This window comes from Pseudomonas sp. 22526, assembly GCF_052044735.1.
Taxonomy (GTDB): domain Bacteria; phylum Pseudomonadota; class Gammaproteobacteria; order Pseudomonadales; family Pseudomonadaceae; genus Aquipseudomonas; species Aquipseudomonas piscium.
In genome coordinates this window covers 40,687-62,410 of record NZ_JBQENK010000010.1, presented here as the reverse complement: position 1 = coordinate 62,410, position 21,724 = coordinate 40,687, and the positions used below count along the sequence as shown (strand labels likewise).

19 protein-coding genes are annotated in these 21,724 nt (G+C 64.1%); 8 read left to right on the top strand and 11 right to left on the bottom strand.

Annotation, left to right across the window (positions count from 1 at the left end; genetic code table 11):
• The first annotated feature begins 30 nt into the window (after positions 1-30).
• Positions 31-1,242 (top strand): YeeE/YedE family protein, encoded by a 1,212-nt coding sequence (locus ACTJKT_RS16745; protein WP_440787833.1) that lies wholly within the window; start codon positions 31-33, stop codon positions 1,240-1,242.
• 83 nt (positions 1,243-1,325) lie between these two features.
• Here the strand turns inward: ACTJKT_RS16745 and ACTJKT_RS16740 are convergent, their stop codons facing one another.
• The 9 genes from ACTJKT_RS16740 to aspA form a co-directional block, all read right to left on the bottom strand.
• Positions 1,326-2,426, bottom strand: coding sequence for a polyamine ABC transporter substrate-binding protein (locus tag ACTJKT_RS16740; RefSeq protein ID WP_025806967.1), 1,101 nt, complete (start codon positions 2,424-2,426; stop codon positions 1,326-1,328).
• 14 nt (positions 2,427-2,440) lie between these two features.
• The gene (locus tag ACTJKT_RS16735) at positions 2,441-3,472 is read right to left on the bottom strand and encodes a histone deacetylase family protein (protein ID WP_009051617.1); all 1,032 of its coding nucleotides are present in this window, start codon (positions 3,470-3,472) and stop codon (positions 2,441-2,443) included.
• Between the two features lie 161 nt (positions 3,473-3,633).
• Positions 3,634-5,553: an ankyrin repeat domain-containing protein gene (locus ACTJKT_RS16730; RefSeq protein ID WP_440787832.1), complete on the bottom strand. Its 1,920-nt coding sequence runs from the start codon at positions 5,551-5,553 to the stop codon at positions 3,634-3,636.
• Positions 5,554-5,624: 71 nt separating this feature from the next.
• Entirely contained in the window at positions 5,625-6,617 is a 993-nt protein-coding gene (locus ACTJKT_RS16725) for an AraC family transcriptional regulator (protein WP_440787831.1), read from the bottom strand.
• Positions 6,618-6,810: 193 nt separating this feature from the next.
• Positions 6,811-7,812 (bottom strand): asparaginase, encoded by a 1,002-nt coding sequence (locus ACTJKT_RS16720; protein WP_440787829.1) that lies wholly within the window; start codon positions 7,810-7,812, stop codon positions 6,811-6,813.
• 116 nt (positions 7,813-7,928) lie between these two features.
• Positions 7,929-9,377, bottom strand: coding sequence for an alanine/glycine:cation symporter family protein (locus tag ACTJKT_RS16715; RefSeq protein WP_440787828.1), 1,449 nt, complete (start codon positions 9,375-9,377; stop codon positions 7,929-7,931).
• A gap of 627 nt (positions 9,378-10,004) precedes the next feature.
• Positions 10,005-10,193, bottom strand: coding sequence for a hypothetical protein (locus ACTJKT_RS16710; RefSeq protein ID WP_440787827.1), 189 nt, complete (start codon positions 10,191-10,193; stop codon positions 10,005-10,007).
• Positions 10,194-10,368: 175 nt separating this feature from the next.
• A complete protein-coding gene (locus tag ACTJKT_RS16705) occupies positions 10,369-11,094 on the bottom strand; it encodes a hypothetical protein (RefSeq protein WP_440787826.1) in 726 nt (241 codons plus the stop codon).
• A gap of 468 nt (positions 11,095-11,562) precedes the next feature.
• Positions 11,563-12,987 carry an aspartate ammonia-lyase gene (aspA, locus tag ACTJKT_RS16700; protein WP_097306444.1) on the bottom strand — a complete coding sequence of 475 codons (1,425 nt, stop codon included), beginning with the start codon at positions 12,985-12,987 and terminating at the stop codon, positions 11,563-11,565.
• Between the two features lie 181 nt (positions 12,988-13,168).
• On the opposite strand from aspA, the gene ACTJKT_RS16695 reads away from it, so the two are divergent.
• The 5 genes from ACTJKT_RS16695 to ACTJKT_RS16675 all read left to right on the top strand — a co-directional run bounded on the left by ACTJKT_RS16695 (position 13,169) and on the right by ACTJKT_RS16675 (position 17,155).
• Complete coding sequence (locus tag ACTJKT_RS16695) at positions 13,169-14,086, top strand: LysR substrate-binding domain-containing protein (RefSeq protein ID WP_097306445.1); 918 nt, start codon at positions 13,169-13,171, stop codon at positions 14,084-14,086.
• Between the two features lie 507 nt (positions 14,087-14,593).
• Positions 14,594-15,085, top strand: a complete 492-nt coding sequence (gene purE / locus ACTJKT_RS16690) for a 5-(carboxyamino)imidazole ribonucleotide mutase (protein WP_009051611.1) — start codon at positions 14,594-14,596, stop codon at positions 15,083-15,085.
• Positions 15,086-15,096: 11 nt separating this feature from the next.
• Positions 15,097-16,179 (top strand): 5-(carboxyamino)imidazole ribonucleotide synthase, encoded by a 1,083-nt coding sequence (locus tag ACTJKT_RS16685; RefSeq protein WP_025806976.1) that lies wholly within the window; start codon positions 15,097-15,099, stop codon positions 16,177-16,179.
• A 107-nt stretch (positions 16,180-16,286) separates the two neighbouring features.
• On the top strand, positions 16,287-16,532 hold the full coding sequence (locus ACTJKT_RS16680; protein WP_007928514.1) for a GlsB/YeaQ/YmgE family stress response membrane protein: 246 nt from the start codon (positions 16,287-16,289) through the stop codon (positions 16,530-16,532).
• A gap of 86 nt (positions 16,533-16,618) precedes the next feature.
• Complete coding sequence (locus ACTJKT_RS16675; protein ID WP_440787825.1) at positions 16,619-17,155, top strand: DUF3299 domain-containing protein; 537 nt, start codon at positions 16,619-16,621, stop codon at positions 17,153-17,155.
• Between the two features lie 133 nt (positions 17,156-17,288).
• On the opposite strand, the gene ACTJKT_RS16670 is transcribed toward ACTJKT_RS16675, so the two are convergent.
• Together ACTJKT_RS16670 and ACTJKT_RS16665 are read right to left on the bottom strand one after the other, a co-directional pair.
• Complete coding sequence (locus tag ACTJKT_RS16670; RefSeq protein ID WP_440787824.1) at positions 17,289-18,188, bottom strand: D-hexose-6-phosphate mutarotase; 900 nt, start codon at positions 18,186-18,188, stop codon at positions 17,289-17,291.
• Between the two features lie 72 nt (positions 18,189-18,260).
• Entirely contained in the window at positions 18,261-18,665 is a 405-nt protein-coding gene (locus ACTJKT_RS16665; protein ID WP_003229628.1) for an acyl-CoA thioesterase, read from the bottom strand.
• Positions 18,666-19,053: 388 nt separating this feature from the next.
• On the opposite strand from ACTJKT_RS16665, the gene ACTJKT_RS16660 reads away from it, so the two are divergent.
• The gene (locus ACTJKT_RS16660; protein WP_025806979.1) at positions 19,054-20,352 is read left to right on the top strand and encodes an MFS transporter; all 1,299 of its coding nucleotides are present in this window, start codon (positions 19,054-19,056) and stop codon (positions 20,350-20,352) included.
• Between the two features lie 275 nt (positions 20,353-20,627).
• Positions 20,628-21,626 (top strand): phosphate ABC transporter substrate-binding protein PstS family protein, encoded by a 999-nt coding sequence (locus ACTJKT_RS16655; protein WP_016703125.1) that lies wholly within the window; start codon positions 20,628-20,630, stop codon positions 21,624-21,626.
• The last annotated feature ends 98 nt before the right edge of the window (positions 21,627-21,724 follow it).

Genomic DNA, 21,724 nt, shown 5'->3' with positions numbered 1-21,724 from the left:
TCGCGGCCATTGTCTTTGCCGAGAATCCTTATGAGCCTGACTCTTTCCGCGGCGCCCGAACGCAAATTCGGCGCGCCCTTGTTCGCTTTGATCGTGCTGCTGGCCGCTGGCGTCTTCCTACAGGTCCAGGCTGGCTTGCGCCAGGTGTGGCTGTTGCTGCTGGGCGCGGCCCTGGGCCTGACCCTGTATCACGCCGCCTTCGGTTTCACTTCGGCCTGGCGGGTGTTCATCCGCGATCGGCGCGGCGCCGGCCTGCGGGCGCAGATGGTCATGCTGGCGCTGGCGGTGCTGCTGTTCTTCCCGGCCCTGGGCGCGGGCACTCTGTTCGGTTCGCCGGTCACGGGGCTGGTGGCGCCGGCCGGGGTCTCGGTGATTGTCGGGGCGTTCATCTTCGGTATCGGCATGCAGCTGGGCGGCGGTTGCGCGTCCGGCACGCTGTTTACCGTGGGCGGCGGTAACGCGCGGATGCTGGTGACCCTGCTGTTTTTCATCTGCGGTTCGCTGATTGCCACCCACCATGTGCACTGGTGGTTCGCCTTGCCGTCGCTGCCGCCGGTTTCCATCGTGCAGCACTTCGGTGTGGCACCGGCATTGGGGCTCAGCCTGGGTCTGTTCGCCTTGATTGCCCTGGTCACGGTGCGCCTGGAGAAAAGCCGCCACGGCGCGCTGGAAGCACCGGTCGACAGCGCGCACCAAGGCTGGCGCCGTCTGCTGCGCGGGCCCTGGCCGCTGGTGTGGGGCGCGGTCGCCCTGGCCTTGCTGAACTTCGCCACCCTGGCCCTGGCCGGTCGGCCTTGGGGCATCACCTCAGCGTTTGCCCTGTGGGGCGCCAAGGTTGCCAGCGGGCTGGGGGTGGATGTGAGCAGCTGGGTGTTCTGGCAGGGCGCGGCGAACGCCAAGGCCCTGGCCGCGCCGGTATGGCAGGACATCACCAGCGTGATGGATATCGGTATCGTCTTCGGCGCCTTGCTGGCGGCGGGCCTGGCCGGGCGTTTTGCGCCGAGCCTGAAGATTCCCGCGCGTTCGCTGATGGCGGCGGTGATCGGTGGTTTGCTGCTGGGTTACGGCTCGCGCCTGGCCTATGGCTGCAACATCGGCGCCTATTTCAGCGGCATCGCCTCCGGCAGCCTGCACGGCTGGCTGTGGCTGGTGGCGGCCTTTATCGGCAACGGCGTGGGCGTGCGCCTGCGGCCGTGGTTCTTTGCCGAAGAGCGTCAGCCGCAAGGGCTGACGGGGTGCTGAAGCATTCTTGAGGCAGGGGCTGGGCTTTTGTAGGAGTGAGGNCCTCGCTCCTACAGGGGATTACGTTGTTTTGGCGGGAGCGCTCAGGTCCCTGCCTTGATCTTGGTCCAGGCCCGGGTCCGTGCCCGTTCCGCGTCGCGGGGCAGCGGTTGCAGGGTGTACAGCGTGCTCATCGCCGCGTCGGTCGGGTACAGGTTGGGGTTGTTGCGGATCGACGGGTCGACCAGCTCGGTGGCGTCCTTGTTCGGGTTCGGGTAGCCGACGAAGTCGCTGACCGGGGCGATCACCTTGGGTTGCAGCAGGTAGTTGATGAAGCCGTAGGCATCGTCCGGGTTCTTCGCGCCTTTGGGGATCGCCAGCATGTCGAACCAGATCGGCGCGCCTTCCTTGGGCAGGCGCATGTCCACCACCACGCCGTTCTTGGCTTCCTTGGCGCGGTTGGCGGCCTGGGAGAAGCTGCCGGAATAACCCACCGCCACGCAGATGTCGCCGTTGGCGATGTCGGCCATGTACTTGGACGAGTGGAAGTAGGTGACGTAGGGGCGGATCTTCAGCAGCAGCGCTTCGGCCTTGGCGTAGTCCGCCGGCTGCTTGCTGTTGGGGTCCAGGCCCAGGTGCTGCAGGGCCAGCGGCAGGATCTCCGACGGCGAGTCGAGCAGGGCCACGCCGCACTGCTTGAGCTTGCTGATGTTCTCTTCCTTGAAGATCAGGTCCCAGCTGTCCACCGGCGCGTTCTCGCCGAGGGCAGCCTTGACCTTGGCCGGGTTGAAGCCGATCAGGATGGTGCCGTACATGTAGGGCACGGCGAATTTATTGCCTGGGTCGTTGGCCTCGATCAGCTTCATCAGCTTGGGATCGAGGTGGTTCCAGTTCGGCAGCTTGCTGCGGTCCAGCGGCTGGAACACCCCGGCCTCGATCTGCTTGGCGAGGAACACGTTGGACGGTACCACCACGTCGTAGCCGGAGTTGCCGGTCAGCAGCTTGGCCTCCAGCGCCTCGTTGGTGTCGAAGATGTCGTAGACCAGCTTGACCTGGCTGTTCTCGGCCTTGAAGTCTTCCAGGGCCTTGGGGGTGATGTAGTCGAACCAGTTGTAGACACGCAGGGTGCGTTCTTCAGCCTGTGCGGCACCGCCCAGCAGCGCCGCGCAGAGCGCGGGCGCGATGTAGCTTTTGAGCCTGTTCATGTTGCGGGTTTCCTTCACTGGGCGCTTTGAAAGCCTTCGAGAACGTTCACGGCGTTGATGCCGATTTCTTCCACCGCATAACCGCCTTCCATGACGAACAGCGTCGGCGTGCCCAGGGCGGCGATGCGCTGCCCCATGGCCAGGTAGTCCGGGCTGTCGAGCTTGAACTGCGAGATCGGGTCGTCCTTGAAGGTGTCCACGCCCAGCGACACCACCACGATGTCGGCGCCATAACGGCGGATTTCCTCGCAGGCCTGTTCCAGCGCCGCGCTCCAGCTGTCCCAGCCGCTGCCGGCGGGCAGCGGGTAGTTGAAGTTGAAGCCAACGCCTGCGCCTTCGCCCAGCTCGTCCGCATAGCCCAGGAAGAACGGGAATTCGGCTTCCGGGTGGCCGTGGATCGAGGTGAACAGCACGTCGTTGCGCGCGTAGAAAATCGACTGGGTGCCGTTGCCGTGGTGGTAGTCGACGTCGAGGATCGCGACCTTCTTGTGGCCCTGGTCGAGGAAGGCCTGGGCGGCGATGGCCGCGTTGTTCAGGTAGCAGTAGCCACCCATCAGGTCGCCGGCGGCATGGTGTCCCGGCGGACGGCACAGGGCGAAGGCACTGCGCGCGCCGCGCTGGATCACCGCCTGGGCGGTCAGGGCGACTTGCGCGGCGCTGTAGGCCGCCTGCCAGGTGCCGGCGGTGATCGGCGCGCCGCCGTCGAAGCTGTAGTAGCCAAGCTGGCCGTGCAGGCTGGTGGGGATCACGCTGCGCAGGGTGCGCGCCGGCCAGGTGTAGGGCAGCAGGTCGCCGTCGATGCCCTGGGCGGCCCAGCGGTCCCAGGCGCCCTTGAAGAAGTCCAGGTAGGCGCGGCTGTGGATGCGTTCGATCGGCCCCAGGCCGAAGTCCCTGGGCGCCTCGACCGGGCCCAGGTTGCGATACTTCACGCGGTCCAGCACATGGTCGGCACGGGACGGCATTTCGAAGCAGGGCATCAGTTGCCCGTCGATCAGTTCGCAGCGGCCATGGTGCAGGTGGTGATCGTCCGAGTAGATCGTCAGCATTTCTTGTTCTCCGCAGGCTGGTTCGGTGCTCACAGTCTTGCGGCGCCGGGGCTTTTGGAGAACGGCAGGAGCGGCCAAAAGGGGATCGATATGGCCAAAACCTGTGTCCGCAATTCGCCCCCTGAAGCGGCACGGCGCCCCGTTGCGGGGCGCCAGCGGGTTCAGCCTGCGGACGGCGCTTGAGTGAAGCGCTGCAGCACCTGGAGCATGTCCTCGCGTTTTTTCCGGGCGAGGATACCCAGCAGCAGGGCACGGCCGTTTTTCTCGCAACGCTGGCCGGCATCCGGATCGGCGCCTTTTTCCAGCAGCAGGGTGAACATGTCCAGGGTCTCCTGCTGGCTGACAGTGGGCGACTGGTCGTCGGCGGAGGTCTTGTCGGCGACGAACGTCAGCAGGCTCTGGCCGCCGGGTTGGTGGTTGGAGCAGGTACCACGACCGTAGTTCAGGTTGAGATTGGCTCCGGCTTCGACCAGCAGCCGCATGGCGGCGTAGTTGTTGCCCCAGAACGCCCGGTACAGTGCGGTTTCGTTGTCATCAGCGGTCCGCAGGTCGAGGTTCTGCGGGTGTTGCAGCAGCCAGGTGAAGCCTTCGAGGTTGCGCTTCTGTTCGGCCAGTTGCATCAGCGGGGTGTAGCCCCGGCTGTTTTGCTCGTCGATGGCGACGCCGGCTTCCAGCAGGAACTTCAGGCGCCCGCCCTGGTTCAGGTCAGGGCTGTCCTTGAGGTCGCGCTCCATGGCCTGCAGGGCCAGGGTGGTCCATTTGTACTGGCCGCGGGTGTGGGCGCCGTGGGCCAGCAACAGCCGGGCGATTTCCAGGTTTGGCGCATCCAGGGCGTGCAGCAGCGCACTGCGGCCATCGTCGGCCATGACTTCGCCACTGACGCCACTGGCCAGCAAGCGCCGGACCTCGGCTTCGTCGCCGGCATCCACGGCGGCCACCAGCGGCCAGAAGCCCTGGCAGGCCTGCGGGTTGGCGGACTTCAGGCTCAAACGCTGCAATACGCGCGGCGGCACGCTCAGCTGGCGTTGCAGGCGCATGCCGCAATACAGCCGATAGCGCTCGATGGCACGGCCCTGGTGGATGTTGTCCAGCGGCCGTTGTTCGAACTGGGCCCAGTCCAGGTCGGCCAGGTTGAGGTAGGTCGGCATGCGCCCGGGTTCCCGGCGCAGCACCTCCAGCAGCCAGGGGCGGGCGGTTTTCAGCTGGCCGACCTCGCTGGTCCAGTAGGCGATGTCATTGAGCAGGCCCGGGTATTCGCTACGGTCCAGGGCGATGCTGCGAAAGTCATGGGCGGCGAAGAAATCTTCCACCAGGCGGATGCCTGGCCCTTTGTCCTTGGCCTTGCGCAGTTGCTCGTGGAGTTCGCGGAACTGGGCCCAGACGTCGTCCGCCGTGGCCGGTGGCGAATAGGCATTGAAGGTGATCGGGCCCGTGCCGCTGCTGAAGGGCCGGAACCACTGGGGAAAGCGCTGCAGGGCATACAACCACTGTTGCTCGATCTCGGCACCTATAGGTTGCAGCGGGGTGAAGTCCATCTGGGTCAGGTCCCGGCGGTGACTGATGGCCAGCATCGGCTGTTGGGGATAACGTTGGTCGATCAGCAGATAACGTTGGCTGAGCTGCCAGTCCGGGCTGATGCAGTTGAAGCTCAAGGGCGTCAGGCTCAGCCCGACTTCGAGTTGATTGCTGGGCGGCCAGTTGTCCGAGACCTGGATCGGGTCGTCCGGCGAGACGCAGGCCCGCAGTTCCTCGGGGCTGAACAGCGGCAAGGGCGGCGACTTGTAGATGCGCTGCTGGTACTGCGCGTCCTGATAGGCGTTGAGATAAAACAGCCCGCGGTACTGGCTGAGCACGATCCGCGCCGGAAGCTGCGCAAGGCCGGGCAGGGGGAACGGCTTGATCTGCAGGGTGGCGGTTTCCGGCTCGTCCAGGACAATGCCGCGGGAGACTTGCCACCATTTGATCTTGGCCAGGTCCAGGTCGAATGCCTGGGCGGCGGGTGCGACAGCGAGCATCAGCAGCGTCAGGCAGATCCCGTAAAAGCGGTTGTGCCTGGCAGCGGCGCCTGTGAAGAGTTTCAAGATTGCAGTCCCTTGCCGGTATCAAAGGCCGGCAATGTAATGCAATCGGCGGCTTTATGCCGGGGTTTGTGTCAGGGCCGGAACTGGCTGGGGGCGACGCCGCTCCAGCGCACGAAGGCATGGCGGAAGCTCGCGGTTTCGCTGAAGCCCAGGGCCTCGGCGATGCGGTAGATCGGCAGGTCGTCCTCGCAGAGCATCTGCTTGGCCCGCTCGAAGCGCAGCTCGTCGAGCAGTTCCTGATAGCTGCAACCCAGGTCCTTGAGGTGCCGGCGCAGAGTGCGGGCCGAGCAGTTCATCTGTTCGGCCAGGCCTTCCAGGCCCGGCGCGGCGTCCAGTTGCGCCGCCAGCAGCTGGCGGATACGCCCGAGCCAGGCCTGGCGCCCGGTGAATTCGGTGTTCTGCTTGCGGCAGCGTTCGGCCATGGCCTGGTGGGTGATGGCGTCCGCCAGGGGCAGCGGCTGTTCGAGCCAGCGCCGGTCGAAGGCGAAGGCGTTGGAGACTGCATCGAACTGCAGCGGGCAGTCGAAGCGCTCGGCGTAACGGCTCTGGTAATCGGGTGCAGGGTACTCGAAGTGGGCGCCGCGCAAGGGCAGCGGGTGGCCCAGCAGGTCGTCGCAGATGACCTTCATCGACACCAGGCAGAACTCGATATTGAAGGTCGCCAGCGCCGGGTTCTCGCGGTAGTCCGCGGCGGTCAGCCAGATCAGCTCGCCGTCCGCTTCCAGGCTCAGCTCGAAAAGTGTTCCCAACAGCGCCGGATAACGCAGCGCCAGGCGCAAAGCGTCACCTAAGGTGGCACTGGTGAGCAGGGCATAACCGAGCATGCCGTAGCTGGAGACGTGCATGCGCCGGCCCAGCTCCAGGCCGATATCCCGTTGCAGGGCCACGGCGTTGGCGCACACCAGCATCTCTTGATTGGTGGTGATGCGGGTGTCGGCGCGGCTCAGGTCGGCGGCGTTGATGCCGCTGCCGGCCAGCAGTGCGTCGCTGTCCTGGCCCTGGTCCTTGAAGGTATTGAGCACCAGCGAGACGGCGTTGAGGGTGGTGAGGTGGGAATGCAGCATGTCCGTTTCCAGCCCGGGGAATGCTGAAAACGGAGCAATTTGTATGCCGCGCCTGCGACGAATTCCAACGATGGCGTGGGGTGGTTGTTGGATCGCCGCTTTGCGGCTATCGCGAGCAAGCTCGCTCCTACAGNATTGTGGGGCTTCTGTAGGAGCGAGCTTGCTCGCGATGGAGGTGAACGATGACGCGTTGTCAGCTCAGTTCACCGCACAGGTCCAGCTCCACCAGGCGCCGCACTTCGGCGCTGTCCAGGCCGGCGCCGAGCAGGGCGTTGAGCTTGCCGAACGCCGCTTCGCGGGTCATGCCGCCGCCGGACAGCACGCCGACGCCGCGCAGGCGGCTGCCGGCTTCGTAGATGTCCAGCGCCACGCCGCCTTCATGGCATTGGGTGATGGCCACGACCACGATGCCTTGTTCCTGGGCGCGTTGCAGGCTGGCCAGGAACTGCGGGTTGTCGCTCGGCCCGGTGCCGCTGCCGAAACACTCCAGCACCAGCGCCTGGATGCCGCTGCCCAGCAGGGCGTCGAGCTGTTCGGCGGCGATGCCCGGTACCAGCGGCAATACGCCGACCTTGGCCAGTTGCTTGCCCTGGCGGTAATCCAGCTGCGGCGGAATCGACGTCGCCTTGGCTCCGCCACCCTGACGCTGCAAGGCCGCGAACGGATGACGGCCGAAGCTGCGGATTTTCGCGCAACGGGTCGGCGCCAGCAGTTCGCCGTGGAAGTACAGGTGCACGCCCGGGGCCAGGCCCTGGCCGAGGGCGACCAGGGCGCCACCGAGGTTTTCCCAGGCATCGCTGTCGGTCACGCCGGCCGGCAGCATCGAGCCGGTGAACACCACGCGAGCGTGCAGGCCCAGCAGCTGGAAGCTCATGGCCGCGGCGCTGTAGGCCAGGGTGTCGGTGCCGTGCAGGATCAGCACGCTGTCGCAGCCCTCGTCGACCGCATCGACCACGGCTTCGCGCAGGCGCTGCCAGTAGGCGGGGGTCATGTTGGCGCTGTCGATCAGCGGCGCCATCTCGCGAAAGCGCCATTGCGGCACGACCAGCTCAGGCTGGCTGTGCAGATATTCGCGCATCCGTGCTTCGAAACCGGAGGCCGGGGCCAGGCCGTGGGCACTGGCCTGCATGCCGATGGTGCCGCCGGTGTAGAGCACCATGACGTTCTGCGCGGCAGGGTAAGAGGCGGAATTCATTGATAGTCTCCTGGACGTATGCACCTTGCGCCGCAGCATGCCTGCGCGCGCAAGGTGTGTCACGTCGAGTGGCAGGACGCCACTCGTTGTGGTCTGTCGCGGNCCCGCCAGGGCGATCAGCGTTGCGTGGCAGGCACGCCCTGGGCTGCGCTTTGCTCGCCTGGAGCCGGTTGGCTTGGGGTGGTCGGCCAGGCCTTCAGGTCCAGATCCAGATCGGGAAATTTGCTGGAGTCGAACACAGGCTGGTCGACGCCGGCGCGGCGCTGCTCGTCGTAGTCGCGCATCACGCGCAGGCCGACCTTGAACAGCATGGCCAGGGCCACCAGGTTGACGAAGGCCAGGCAGGTCATGGTGATGTCGGCGAAGGCGAACACGGTCGAAAGGTCCTGCATCGAACCCCAGACCACCAGCGCCAGCACCAGGCCGCGGAAAGTCATCAGCGCAGTGCGGTTGCGGGTGAGGAACTGCAGGCTGTTCTCGCCCAGGTAGTAGTTGTAGAGGATGCAAGTGAAGACGAACAGCGACAGCGCGACGCTGACGAACATGCGGCCCCAGTCACCGACCACGGCGGCCAGCGAGTTCTGGGTCAGGACGATGCCGTCACCTTCGAAGCCCGGGGTGTAGAAGCCCGACAGCAGGATCAGCAGCGCGGTGCAGGTGCAGATCACGAAGGTGTCGAGGAACACGCTGAAGGCCTGGACCACACCTTGGGCGCCGGGGTGCTTTACGGCGGCCACGGCGGCGACGTTCGGCGCACTGCCCAGGCCCGCTTCGTTGGCGAACACGCCACGTTTCACGCCCATGACGATGGCGCTGCCGAGCAGGCCGCCGAAGGCCGGGTCGAGACCGAAGGCGCTCTTGAAGATGGTTTCCAGCATGGCTGGCACGTGTTCGATCTGGGTGCCGATCACGTACAGGGTCACGCCGATATAGGCCAGGGTCTTGATCGGTACCAGCAGGTCGGACACCGAGGCGATGCGCTTGATGCCGCCGATGAAGGTGATGGCCAGCAGCACTGCCAGGACGATACCGGTGTGTTGCGGGTCGAAAGCAAAGGCGTTCTGCAGCGAGTGGGTCACGGTGTAGGACTGCAGGCCGATGAAGGCGAAGCCGTAGGTGACCAGCAGCAGGATCGAGAACACCACCGCCATGCCTTTGAGCTTGAGGCCGTGCTGGATGTAGTAAGCCGGGCCGCCACGGTACAGGCCGTCGCCATCGGCGCGCTTGTAGACCTGGGCCAGGGTGCATTCGAAGAAGCTGCTGGACATGCCGACCAGTGCGGTCACCCACATCCAGAACACCGCACCCGGACCACCGAGGGTCACGGCGATGCCGACACCGGCGATGTTGCCCGCGCCGACGCGGCCGGCAAGGCTGAGCATCAGGGCCTGGAACGAGCTGAGTTGTCCGGCGCTGCCTTTGAGGCTGTCGCGGAACACCGCGAACATGTGGAAAAAGTGGCGCAATTGAACGAAACGCGAGCGGATCGTGAAGTAGCTACCGAGCCCGACAATGAGCACGATCAGTACTTTCCCTGAGAGGAAGTCGTTAATGACTTCGAGCATGGATTATTCCTCGCTGTTTTTTGTAAAGGCAGAAGCTGGGTGGTCCGAAACATCGAGTTACACACCGTCGCGCGGGCAGCACGACAGGTGGGGCGAGTGTTCGTCCCGGTTCCAATTCGCGGGTTGTTATTAGTTCGGGTTTCCCGTGGGGTTGAGCCTCGTTACCGACGGCTGCCCACGTGAAGAGGGGGCGCACTATACCGGTGCGCGCGCCCGCCGTCTGCATGTTGCGCGTCGAGCCGAGGAATGGCAGGCGGGGAAAGGGGCTGAATCGGTTCTTGCGCGAGCGCCTCGGCGTGCTTTGCGCAGGCGCGGCCGATGGGCTGCGCTGGGCGTCAACGATGATGCGGTGGGGCTGGTGGAGCGCCGCTTTGCGGCTATCGCGAGCAAGCTTCGCTCCTACGGGGAATGGGTTGTTTCTGTAGGAGCGAGGCTTGCCCGCGATGAATCCAGTGCGGTCCGACAGGCCTCAGAAGTAGTAGCCGATGTTGACGTTGGTCCGGTAGTACCACTCGTTGCTGCCTACCGAGCGGGGCTCGGCAGCGGTTACATACCATTCATACAGCCTTTGCCTGGCATCGATTACGTAGCGATTACGTAACGGTTACGTAGCCATTACGTAGTGGACTAGAGGCCCAGCGCCAGGCGCCGGCTCTTTAGCGGGATGAAGATCAGCACGAACAGCACCAGGGCCACGACTTTCTCTCGCGTGAAGCGCCGCTCGGGGAAATAGATCGCCAGGACGGCGGCGACCAGGCACAGGACGAGCATCAGGGGGCTGGGCAGGCGGCTCTGCCCGTGGGCGACGCTGTCCATGATCCGCGCCTGCTGCTGGTCGTGCTTGAGCCTTTCCTGCCGCAGCTTTCGGCGGGCCTGATTTCGGTGTGGGCGGGGGTGATGCTGAACTGCAGTTCCGTGGGGCTGAATCCGATGTCCATGTTCGGTTGCGGGTGGTGGTCTAGCGGTTTGGGCAACGCCCGGCGCGCGCCGCTCAGGCTGGAAACTGCCGTACATGCTGTTCCACCCACTCGAACAGGCGCTCGTCGAGCTGCGGTCGGTAGCGGTCGTAGGCGTGCTGATGGCTGTTGAAGAGCGGGTCCTGATTGACCCGCGCGGCCAGCGTGGTAGGGCTGTCGCTTCCTGCGTGGCTCGCCCTCAGGTGTTTCTGTCGCTGGTCGGCCTGTTCCAGGGTGTCCGCCAGGGCGTCCAGTTGCAGGTACCGGAGTTGGGCGATGGCCTGGGGCAGGTGAAAGTGCAGGGCACTGTCAAAGCCTTCCCAGTCCTCAAAGGCCAGCCACTCATGGAGCACCATGAAGCAGCGCGGTGCCGGTGCCAGTTGTTCCAGCTGTTCGAAGGCCAGCCAGTACTGTCGTTGTAGTTGCTCGGCGACTTCTATGGCCTGGGCGATCAGGTCCAGGGCCCGGCCCTTGTCTCGGTGATGTTTGCGCAGGATGCGCTGGGTCAGGGTGAAGCGCGCTTCTTCGATAGCGCTCAAGGCGCGGCCCAGGTCATAGCCGGCGTTGTGCAGAGGTTCCCGGGCTTGCTCCAGAGACAGCCCGGACTTGCTCGCCAGCACTTGCAGCAACTCGTTCTTGTAGTGTTCGGCGGCTTGCTGGGGGTTGCCTGCGCAGCGTTCGAGCAAGGCCTGGGCATGGCGCAGGCCCACGGGGATCAAGCTGCGCAGTAGCTGTATGGCCTGGATTTGCGTCGGGTCCATCGACGGCAGTGCCTCGGTGTCTGATTGGGCGGGACGCTGATTATCCTCCGCGGCGGGGGAGTGTGCTTGTTTAAAGCGAGTGGGTTTGCCAGACAGATTGCGCTGTCAGGTTTTGCGGCCCCTGCGACGGAGTGCCGCCCAGAGCGATCGCAGCCTCGCAGGCTCGGCAGCGGCTACGGGGCCAATGCTTGATCCAGGGCCGATGGTGGCGCGGGGGGGATCGGCCGGAGGGATGTGGCGATCTTAATACTGATGAAGTTCGTTGGTGTAGCCGCTGCCGCAGGCTGCGATCGACCGCGAAGCGGGCGTGGCGATTTCAAGGGCGAAGAGCGTCGGTGGGAAATCGGCACGCTGTTTCCAGCAGGCAAAAAAAAGGGCTTGGAGAAGAATCTCCAAGCCCTCAAAAGGTGAGAGGTGTCTAGTCCCTCGACCTGGTGAGCGGTGCCCTGTGGCCAGGGCGGGCGTTGGTCAGGCTTTGAGCGGGACCAGACGCGGGGCAATCATGTTTTCCGGGCGCAGGATGTCGGCGAGCATGGCGTCGTCGAGCAAGCCTTCTTCGCGCACCAGTTCCAGTACGCCGCGGCCGCTTTCCAGGGCGATGCGGGCGATACGGGTGGCGTTTTCATAGCCGATGTACGGGTTCAGCGCGGTGACCAGGCCGATCGAGTGCTCGACCAGTTCGCGGCAGCGGGCTTCGTTGGCGGTGATGCCGGTGATGCAGTGCTCGCGCAGCATGTCCATGGCGCGTTGCAGCAGGCGGATCGAGTCGAAGATCTTGAAGGCGATCAGCGGCTCCATCACGTTCAGTTGCAGCTGGCCGCCTTCGGCCGCGATGGTCAGGGCCAGGTCGTTGCCGATGATCTGGAACGCCACCTGGTTGACCGCTTCCGGGATCACCGGGTTGACCTTGCCGGGCATGATCGAGCTGCCTGGCTGACGCGCCGGCAGGTTGATCTCGTTGATCCCGGTACGCGGGCCGCTGGACAGCAGGCGCAGGTCGTTGCAGATCTTCGACAGCTTGACCGCGGTGCGCTTGAGCATGCCGGAGAACAGCACGAAGGCGCCCATGTCGGAGGTGGCTTCGATCAGGTCGGCGGCCGGTACCAGCGGCTGGCCGCTGATGGTGGCCAGGCGCTGAACGGCCAGGGCCTGGTAACGCGGGTCGGCGTTGATGCCGGTACCGATGGCGGTACCGCCCAGGTTCACTTCGGTCAGCACTTCTGGCGCCAGGGTCTTCAGGCGGGCCAGGTCTTCGCTCAGGGTGGTGGCGAAGGCGCGGAACTCTTGACCCAGGGTCATTGGCACGGCGTCTTGCAGCTGGGTACGACCCATCTTCAGGACGTGGCTGAATTCTTCACCCTTGGCGGCGAACGACTGGATCAGACTGTCGAGGCTGGCCAGCAGCGCGTCGTGGCCCAGCAGCAGACCCAGGCGGATCGCGGTCGGGTAGGCGTCGTTGGTCGACTGCGCCATGTTCACGTCGTTGTTCGGGTGCAGGTACTGGTATTCGCCCTTGCTGTGGCCCATGGCCTCCAGCGCGATGTTGGCGATGACTTCGTTGGCATTCATGTTGGTCGAAGTGCCAGCGCCGCCTTGAATCATGTCCACCACGAATTCTTCGTGGAAATCGCCGCGGATCAGACGGGCACAGGCTTCGCTGATGGCAGCGTGCTTGGCTTCGCTCAGGTGACCCAGCTCGCGGTTGGCGTCAGCAGCTGCCTGCTTGACCATTGCCAGGGCCACGACCAGTTTTGGGTAGTGCGAAATCGGAACACCGGAGAGGCGGAAGTTGTTCACCGCTCGCAGGGTCTGGATGCCGTAATACGCTTGAGCAGGTACTTCGAGTACGCCAAGCAGGTCTTTTTCTGTGCGGAAAGATGCAGCGGAGGACATGATAGAAATCATCTCGATATGGACCCGGTCTGTGCCGGAACGCTGCGAATCCTAGGCCTGCGGGAAAATTTGGGCCAATGCTGTTAAACACTGGCCTATGCATAAACGGCATAATGCCCGTGTGACGCCGCTTGCGTGGCAAGCGTGTGACCTAAAATGGTGCGTTCCCCGGGAGGACGTGATGAATCTGGAAAGCAAATGGCTCGAGGACTTCAGTGCCCTGGCCGCCACCCGCAGCTTCTCGCAGGCCGCCGAACGGCGCTTCGTGACCCAGCCGGCTTTCAGCCGGCGGATCCGCAGCCTGGAAGCGGCGCTGGGGCTGACCCTGGTCAACCGCTCGCGCACGCCGATCGAACTGACGGCGGCGGGGCAGCTGTTCCTGGTGACCGCGCGCACGGTGGTCGAGCAACTGGGCGAAGTGCTGCGGCACTTGCATCACCTCGAAGGCGGGCAGGGCGAAGTGATGCAGGTCGCCGCGGCGCATTCCCTGGCCCTGGGCTTCTTCCCGCGCTGGATCGCCCAACTGCGTAACGAAGGTCTGAACATCGCCACGCGGCTGGTGGCGACCAACGTTGGCGATGCGGTGCATGCCCTGCGCGAAGGCGGTTGCGACCTGATGCTGGCCTTCTATGACCCGGATTCGGCGATGCAGATGGACCCGGAAATCTTCCCTTCGCTGCACCTGGGGCACACCGAGATGCTGCCGGTGTGCGCAGCGGATGCCGCCGGCAAGCCGCTGTTCGACCTGGAAGGCGAGGCCAGCGTGCCGCTGCTGGCGTACAGCGCCGGGGCGTTTCTCGGGCGTTCGGTGAACCAGCTGCTGCGCCAGCGCAACCTGCGGTTCACCACGGTCTATGAAACCGCCATGGCCGACAGCCTCAAGAGCATGGCCCTGGAAGGCCTGGGGATTGCCTGGGTGCCGCACCTGAGCGTGCGTGCCGAACTGGCCCGGGGCGAACTGGTGGTCTGCGGCGGCGCGCAATGGCATGTGCCGCTGGAGATCCGCCTGTACCGCTGCGCCCTGGTACGCAAGGCCAACGTCCGGCTGTTGTGGCGCAAGCTGGAAGGTGGTGCGGCGCAGGGCACAGGCAACGCATGACCTGTAGCCGCTGCCGAAGGCTGCGCTCGGCACCGCAGGGGCCGCAAAACCTGGCGACGCAGTCTGTCTGTAAGGATTGGGAATACCGCCTTTGCGCCGGCTGCGCCGTCGATCGCAGCCTGCGGCAGCGGCTACAGGAATCTGGCTCATGCTGACTGACCCCAAAGTCAATAAAACCGCCGCTTTGCGCCTGAAACATGGTGTATGACAGATGGTCGGCAAAAGTGCGTTTAACTCACCTTTTTCGGTATACTGCGCGGCCTTCGGCCGGTTCGTCCGGTCACGTTTCGAGTTCAGAACTCGCCGAGCGAAGATCAGGCAAGGCAAAAACAAGCGAGGAAGCGGAGTTGACGTCAGTCAATGAGCATTCCGAGTTTGTTTTTAACGCAGCCTGATCGAGCGTAGGCAGTTCTGGACCGAAACTAATTCGTACAACAAGCCACGCATACTGCGTGGCTTGTTGTTTTTTGACGCGCCCGCGGGCGCCCAGAGAGAAGAGGCACGACGATGAGTGCACTGGTTGGCGTGATCATGGGCTCCAAGTCCGATTGGTCCACCCTTAGCCACACCGCCGATATGCTGGAAAAGCTCGGCATCCCTTACGAGGTGAAAGTGGTCTCTGCCCACCGCACCCCGGACCTGCTGTTCCAGTACGCCGAAGAGGCCGAATCGCGTGGCATCGAGGTGATCATCGCCGGTGCCGGTGGCGCGGCCCACCTGCCAGGCATGTGTGCGGCCAAGACCCACCTGCCGGTGCTGGGCGTTCCGGTGCAGTCGTCGATGCTCTCGGGCGTGGACTCGCTGCTCTCCATCGTGCAGATGCCCGCGGGCATTCCGGTCGCCACCCTGGCCATCGGCAAGGCCGGCGCGATCAACGCCGCGCTGCTGTCGGCGAGCATCCTCGGCGCCAAGCATCCGCAATTCCATACCGTGCTGAAAAAATTCCGCGCTGAGCAGACAGACAGCGTCCTGGACAATCCAGACCCACGCGTCGCCTGAGGTTTTTGACGATGAAGATCGGTGTAATCGGTGGCGGCCAGCTGGGTCGCATGTTGGCTCTGGCGGGCACTCCGCTGGGGATGAACTTCGCTTTCCTCGACCCGGCGCCAGATGCCTGTGCCGCTGCCCTGGGCGAACACCTGCGAGCCGATTACGGCGATCAGGATCACCTGCGCCAGCTGGCTGACGAAGTGGACCTGGTGACCTTCGAGTTCGAAAGCGTGCCGGCGGAAACCGTGGCCTTCCTGTCGCAGTTCGTCCCGGTCTACCCGAGCGCCGAAGCCCTGCGCATCGCCCGCGATCGCTGGTTCGAGAAGAGCATGTTCAAGGACCTGGGGATTCCCACCCCGGCGTTCGCCGACATCCAGTCGCAAGCCGACCTGGAGGCCGCCGTGGCCAGCATCGGCCTGCCGGCCGTGCTGAAAACCCGCACCCTGGGTTACGACGGCAAGGGCCAGAAGGTCCTGCGCAGCCCTGAAGACGTGGTCGGCACTTTCGCCGAGCTGGGCAGCGTAGCCTGCCTGCTGGAGGGCTTCGTGCCCTTCACCGGTGAAGTCTCGCTGATCGCCGTGCGCGCCCGCGATGGCGAAACCCGCTTCTACCCGCTGGTGCACAACACCCACCACAGCGGCATCCTCAAGCTGTCCGTGGCCAGCAGCGATCACCCGTTGCAGGCCCTGGCCGAAGACTATTCCAGCCGCGTACTCAAGCAGCTGGACTACGTCGGCGTGATGGCGTTCGAGTTCTTTGAAGTCGACGGTGGCCTCAAGGCCAACGAGATCGCGCCACGGGTGCACAACTCCGGGCACTGGACCACCGAAGGCGCCGAGTGCAGCCAGTTCGAAAACCACCTGCGGGCTGTCGCCGGCCTGCCGCTGGGTTCGACCGCCAAGGTCGGCGAGAGCGCGATGATCAACTTCATCGGCGAAGTGCCGGCGGTGGAGAAAGTCATCGCTATCGACGACTGCCACCTGCATCACTACGGCAAGGCCTTCAAGGTCGGGCGCAAGGTCGGTCACGCCAACCTGCGCTGCAAGGACAAGGCGACCCTCGAGGCGCAGATCCTCAAGGTCGAAGCGCTGATCGCCGAATAACTTCCTGGGGCTGCGGTGGAACCAATCGGGGCCGCCGTTCTCTGATGGCAGGATGCCAAGGCGCTGACTAGGCTTTGGCATACCTAACTCATACAGAGGGAAATGCCATGGGAATTATTGGAACCATCTTTATCGGCTTGATCGTTGGCCTGCTGGCCCGCTTCCTGAAACCGGGCGATGACAGCATGGGCTGGATCATGACCATCCTGCTCGGTATCGGCGGTTCGCTGGCAGCCACCTACGGCGGCCAGGCCCTGGGCATCTACCAGGCGGGCCAGGGTGCGGGTTTCATCGGCGCGCTGGTTGGTGCGGTCGTGCTGCTGGTGATCTACGGCCTGGTCAAAAAGAACTGATTTAGCGACAAAGCCCTCTCTGCTGCGCAGGTAGAGAGGGCTAGAATGCCCGGCGTTGTCTTGTCCCTTTCTTGCCGAGCTCCTTCATGCGCCGTCTTCTGTTGACTCTTGTTCTGCTGGGCTCAGGCCTGGCCCATGCCGGCGACCTGCCGGAAACCGACTGGCTCGAACTGATGCCCAAGTCGGACCAGAAAGCCCTCGAGCAAATGCCGGAAATCGATCACAACTCCCCCGAAGCCAATGGCACCTTTACCGAAAAGGGCGGCCTGAAGCAGAGCAAGGGGTTGCCGGCGGTGATGTATTCGACCAAGACCGTGCCGGCCATGAACGGCAAGGACATCCGCATCGGTGGTTATCCGGTGCCGCTGGAGTCCGATGCCAAGGGCCGCAGCACGCTGTTTTTCCTCGTGCCCTACCCGGGCGCCTGCATCCATGTGCCGCCGCCGCCGCCCAATCAGCTGGTGCTGGTGCGTTTCCCCAAGGGCGTGAAGCTGGACGATATCTACACGCCGCTGTGGGTGACCGGCCACCTGAAGATCGAGACGGTCAACAACGACCTGGCCGACGCGGCCTATGCGCTGGATGCGCAGAAAGTGCGGGTGGTGCAGGAGTCGGATCTGTAAGGCGGGATGCTTGCTTCTGTAGGAGCGAAGCTTGCTCGCGATAGCCGCGCAGCGGCGATACATCAGGCGCTGCGCGGCTATCGCGAGCAATCGAGCGTCGACCGGCCGCTCCTACAGAAGGCAGAACCCGGCGTTACAGCGCTACGCTGGTAACGCTCACTCCCAGGGTATGACTGGCGCCCGGCGCCAGGGTCACCACGTCATCCATCACGTTGGCGGTCTCGATGCACAGCATGCGTTGCCAGCCATCGTTGGCCATGTCGCTGAACTGTTCGGCGCGGGCGATCCAGGGGTTCCAGATCACCGCCGAGCGCGAGCCGTTGCTGGTCAGCTGGATGCGTCGCTCCCAGGTCGGGTCGACGATATTCAGCTGTGGCGGAGGATCGAGGTAGATACGGTCGGTCTCGCCGGTGAAATGCAGGTCGCCGGACTGCTGCCGGGTCTTCCAGTCATCCAGGGTCTCGATGTAATTCAGGCCGTCCAACCCTTCGACATGCACCTTGCGCACATCGCTGACCGCGAAGTAGCTGTGCAGCGCCTGGCTGATGGTGACGCTGTGGTCGCCCAGGTTGTGGCTGGTGAGGTTGATGTGCAGTTGGTCGTCGAGACGGATGCTCAGCTTCAGCTCGACCTGATGCGGCCAGCCTGGCAGCCCGCCCTCGGGGATCGGCAGTTGCAGTTCCACCAGCAGGCTTTCGCCATCGGCCTCGATGCCCAGCAGTTCCCAGTCGGTGGCGCGGACCAGGCCGTGGGCCCCGGCCGGCTCGTTGCCCTGGCGCATGGCCTGGACGCTTTGCGGGTTGCGCGCGAAATTGCCGAACCACGGCCAGCACACCGGAACGCCGGCGCGAATGCTTTTGCCGGTCTTGAACACCGCCTCGTCGTTGAGCCAGATCAGCGGCGGTTGCCCGGCCAATTGATAGCTGAGGATGTGCGCGCCTTGCTGGGCCACCAGCAGTTCGGCCTGACCGTGGCGGATGCGCCAGCAGTTCAGTTCATCCAGTTTCACCGTTTCAACGTGAGGGGTAGGCATAGTGCTGTTCTCGTTCAAAAGCAGGGCTGCTATGGACCACGTAACGGCCGCCGGGTTTAACCTTCGCCGAATTTAACGGGCTCTGGGCGGAACCGAGCGGGTGCGGCCGCTGCCGTCGATGGCAACGAACACGAACACCGCCTCGGTGACCTTGCGCCATTCGCTGGACAGCGGATCGTCGCTCCACACCTCGACCATCATCTGGATCGAGCTGCGACCGATTTCCAGGGTCTGGGTATAAAAGGAAAGCTGCGCGCCGACCGCTACCGGCACCAGGAATGCCATGCGGTCGATGGCGACGGTGGCGACACGCCCGCCGGCCACGCGACTGGCCATGGCGGTGCCCGCCAGGTCCATCTGGGCCACCAGCCAGCCGCCGAAAATATCGCCAAAGCCGTTGGTTTCGCGGGGAAGCGCGGTGATTTGCAAGGCCAGGTCGCCTTGCGGGATCGGATCTTCTTGTTCGAGCTCTATCATGCCGGGGGTGCCTCTGACCCGTGACTCTTCATTGGTACTTCAGGTGAATAGCCGTCTTGAGGAAAAACGATTCAGCCCGAACATACTACGTTCGTCACGTTCTTCGTAAGGCGTACTAAAGGGAAACTCTGCGAAATCGGCTGGCCCAGTCGGCGCCTGGGGCGCCCAGCGGCGTTTTCGCACAGCAACCCTTGCCGGGGCGGCTTTGCTCCAATGCCTGCGAGTATATCGGTCGACAGGCTCCACGACGACCATCCGGTTCTGATTTTGACCGGCAATTGTGCACATCTATGTGCTTTTTCGAACAATTTGCTATCGTGCCGAACCTGCCAGGCCACAACCAGCGCTGTTGCGGCTTCCAGAACCGACTATAAGAGAAGCCCTTGCCATGACCACTGTGCCTTCGAGCATCGCGCAGCCCGCGCAACCTGCTCGTCCGTTGACCCGCAACGACTACAAGACCCTGTCGCTGTCCGCCCTGGGCGGCGCGCTGGAGTTCTACGACTTCATCATTTTCGTGTTCTTCGCCACGGTGGTCGGCAAGCTGTTCTTCCCGGCGGACATGCCCGAGTGGCTGCGCCTGATGCAGACCTTTGGCATCTTCGCCGCCGGCTACCTGGCCCGGCCCCTGGGCGGGATCGTCATGGCGCACTTCGGCGACCTGCTCGGGCGCAAGAAGATGTTCACCCTGAGTATTTTCATGATGGCGGTGCCGACCCTGATCATGGGCCTGCTGCCGACCTACGCGCAGATCGGCATGTGGGCGCCGATCCTGTTGCTGCTGATGCGGGTGATCCAGGGGGCGGCCATCGGCGGTGAAGTGCCGGGCGCCTGGGTGTTCGTTTCCGAGCATGTGCCGCAGCGGCATATCGGCTACGCCTGCGGCACCCTGACCTCGGGCCTGACCGCCGGCATTCTCCTGGGCTCGCTGGTGGCCACCGCGATCAACAGCATCTATACCCCGGGCGAAGTCGCCGATTACGCCTGGCGGATTCCTTTCCTGCTGGGCGGCGTGTTCGGCCTGTTCTCGGTGTACCTGCGCCGCTGGCTGCACGAAACCCCGGTGTTCGCCGAGCTGCAACTGCGCAAGGCGTTGGCCGAGGAAGTGCCGCTGCGCGCGGTGCTGCGCGACCACCGCAGCGCGATCATTCTCTCGATGCTGCTGACCTGGCTGCTGTCCGCCGGGATCATCGTGGTGATCCTGATGACCCCGACCGTATTGCAGACGGTCTATCACTTCACCCCGACCACCGCGTTGCAGGCCAACAGCCTGGCGATCGTGTTCCTCAGCCTGGGGTGCGTGGCGTCCGGCGCGCTGGCCGACCGTTTTGGCGCCGGTCGGGTGTTCGTGTTCGGCAGCGCGCTGCTGCTGGCGACTTCCTGGACCTTCTACCACAGCCTGCTGGATCACCCGGACTGGCTGTTCCCGCTGTACGCGCTGACCGGCCTGCTGGTGGGCACCATCGGCGCGGTGCCTTATGTGATGGTCAAGGCCTTCCCCGCGGTGGTGCGCTTCAGTGGCCTGTCGTTCTCCTACAACCTGGCCTACGCGATCTTCGGTGGCCTGACGCCGATGGTGGTGACCGCGCTGCTCAAGGAGAGCCCGATGGGCCCGGCCTATTATGTTGCAATTATTTGCAGCATCGGGATCCTGGTCGGCCTGTACCTGTGGAAAAAGGGTCGCTGAATCCCGGCCTTGCGCACGCCCCTGTAGCCGCTGCCGCAGGCTGCGATAGGGCCGCAGGCCCTTATGCGCGCTGAAGATCGCCGCGACCCTTCGGCTCGATCGCAGCCTTCGGCAGCGGCTACAAAAGCGCCAATTGCACCCTCTATAAAGAAAGGCCAGCCTTCCATCGCGAATGCTGGCCTTTCATCTAATTGTCATATTTCAGCCATAGAGTGTTCACACGGCCTACAGATACTTGGCCCGACTTAACACACCCTATCTGCTAGGAGTAAGGCATGAAACTGAAGCGTTTGATGGCGGCAATGACTTTTGTCGCTGCTGGCGTTGCGACTGCCCACGCGGTTGCCGCTGTTGACCCTGCTATCCCGAGCTACACCAAGACCACTGGTGTGTCGGGCAACCTGTCCAGCGTCGGCTCCGATACCCTGGCCAACCTCATGACCCTGTGGGCCGAGCACTACAAGAAAGAATACCCGAACGTAAACATCCAGATTCAGGCCGCTGGCTCCGCCACCGCGCCACCTGCGCTGACCGAAGGCACCTCCAACCTGGGCCCGATGAGCCGCAAGATGAAGGACACCGAACTGGCTGCCTTCGAGCAGAAGTACGGCTACAAGCCAACCGCCATCCCGGTTGCCGTGGACGCCCTGGCCGTGTTCGTGCACAAGGACAACCCGATCCAGCACCTGACCATGGAACAGGTTGATGCGATCTTCTCCTCGACTCGCCTGTGCGGCGCCAAAGCCGACGTCAAGACCTGGGGCGACCTGGGCGTGACCGGCGACCTGGCCAACAAGCCGGTCCAGCTGTTCGGTCGTAACTCGGTATCCGGCACCTACGGCTACTTCAAGGAAGAAGCCCTGTGCAAAGGCGACTACAAGCCTAACGTCAACGAACAGCCAGGTTCGGCTTCGGTGGTCCAGTCCATCAGCTCCTCGCTGAACGGCATCGGCTACTCGGGCATCGGCTACAAGACCGCTAGCGTGAAGACCGTGGCCCTGGCCAAGAAAGGCAGCAGCGACTTCATCGAAGACACCGAAGAAAACGCCCTGAACGGCAAGTACCCGCTGTCCCGCTTCCTGTACGTGTACATCAACAAGGCCCCGAACAAGCCTCTGGCCCCGCTGGAAGCCGAGTTCGTGAAACTGGTTCTGTCGAAACAGGGCCAGGAAGTGGTAGTGAAAGACGGTTACATCCCACTGCCAGCCAAAGTCGCCGCCAAGGCACTGGCTGACCTGGGCCTGCAGGAAGGCTCTGCTGTCGTAAAGAAGTAACACCCTAGGTCCGGGCCTGTCCCGGACCTTGTAGGAGCGAGCGGGCTCGCTCCTACACCCCCCAATTTTCGATCCGCTGCCAGCTCTGCTACGCGGCG

What these genes read in the sequence shown, in the direction of transcription:
- ACTJKT_RS16745 (WP_440787833.1), top strand. Translation starts at nt 31, where the DNA reads ATGAGCCTGACTCTTTCCGCGGCGCCCGAACGCAAATTCGGCGCGCCC.
- ACTJKT_RS16740 (WP_025806967.1), bottom strand. Translation starts at nt 2,426, where the DNA reads ATGAACAGGCTCAAAAGCTACATCGCGCCCGCGCTCTGCGCGGCGCTG.
- ACTJKT_RS16735 (WP_009051617.1), bottom strand. Translation starts at nt 3,472, where the DNA reads ATGCTGACGATCTACTCGGACGATCACCACCTGCACCATGGCCGCTGC.
- ACTJKT_RS16725 (WP_440787831.1), bottom strand. Translation starts at nt 6,617, where the DNA reads ATGCTGCATTCCCACCTCACCACCCTCAACGCCGTCTCGCTGGTGCTC.
- ACTJKT_RS16720 (WP_440787829.1), bottom strand. Translation starts at nt 7,812, where the DNA reads ATGAATTCCGCCTCTTACCCTGCCGCGCAGAACGTCATGGTGCTCTAC.
- ACTJKT_RS16715 (WP_440787828.1), bottom strand. Translation starts at nt 9,377, where the DNA reads ATGCTCGAAGTCATTAACGACTTCCTCTCAGGGAAAGTACTGATCGTG.
- ACTJKT_RS16710 (WP_440787827.1), bottom strand. Translation starts at nt 10,193, where the DNA reads ATGGACAGCGTCGCCCACGGGCAGAGCCGCCTGCCCAGCCCCCTGATG.
- ACTJKT_RS16705 (WP_440787826.1), bottom strand. Translation starts at nt 11,094, where the DNA reads ATGGACCCGACGCAAATCCAGGCCATACAGCTACTGCGCAGCTTGATC.
- aspA (WP_097306444.1), bottom strand. Translation starts at nt 12,987, where the DNA reads ATGTCCTCCGCTGCATCTTTCCGCACAGAAAAAGACCTGCTTGGCGTA.
- ACTJKT_RS16695 (WP_097306445.1), top strand. Translation starts at nt 13,169, where the DNA reads ATGAATCTGGAAAGCAAATGGCTCGAGGACTTCAGTGCCCTGGCCGCC.
- purE (WP_009051611.1), top strand. Translation starts at nt 14,594, where the DNA reads ATGAGTGCACTGGTTGGCGTGATCATGGGCTCCAAGTCCGATTGGTCC.
- ACTJKT_RS16685 (WP_025806976.1), top strand. Translation starts at nt 15,097, where the DNA reads ATGAAGATCGGTGTAATCGGTGGCGGCCAGCTGGGTCGCATGTTGGCT.
- ACTJKT_RS16680 (WP_007928514.1), top strand. Translation starts at nt 16,287, where the DNA reads ATGGGAATTATTGGAACCATCTTTATCGGCTTGATCGTTGGCCTGCTG.
- ACTJKT_RS16675 (WP_440787825.1), top strand. Translation starts at nt 16,619, where the DNA reads ATGCGCCGTCTTCTGTTGACTCTTGTTCTGCTGGGCTCAGGCCTGGCC.
- ACTJKT_RS16670 (WP_440787824.1), bottom strand. Translation starts at nt 18,188, where the DNA reads ATGCCTACCCCTCACGTTGAAACGGTGAAACTGGATGAACTGAACTGC.
- ACTJKT_RS16665 (WP_003229628.1), bottom strand. Translation starts at nt 18,665, where the DNA reads ATGATAGAGCTCGAACAAGAAGATCCGATCCCGCAAGGCGACCTGGCC.
- ACTJKT_RS16660 (WP_025806979.1), top strand. Translation starts at nt 19,054, where the DNA reads ATGACCACTGTGCCTTCGAGCATCGCGCAGCCCGCGCAACCTGCTCGT.
- ACTJKT_RS16655 (WP_016703125.1), top strand. Translation starts at nt 20,628, where the DNA reads ATGAAACTGAAGCGTTTGATGGCGGCAATGACTTTTGTCGCTGCTGGC.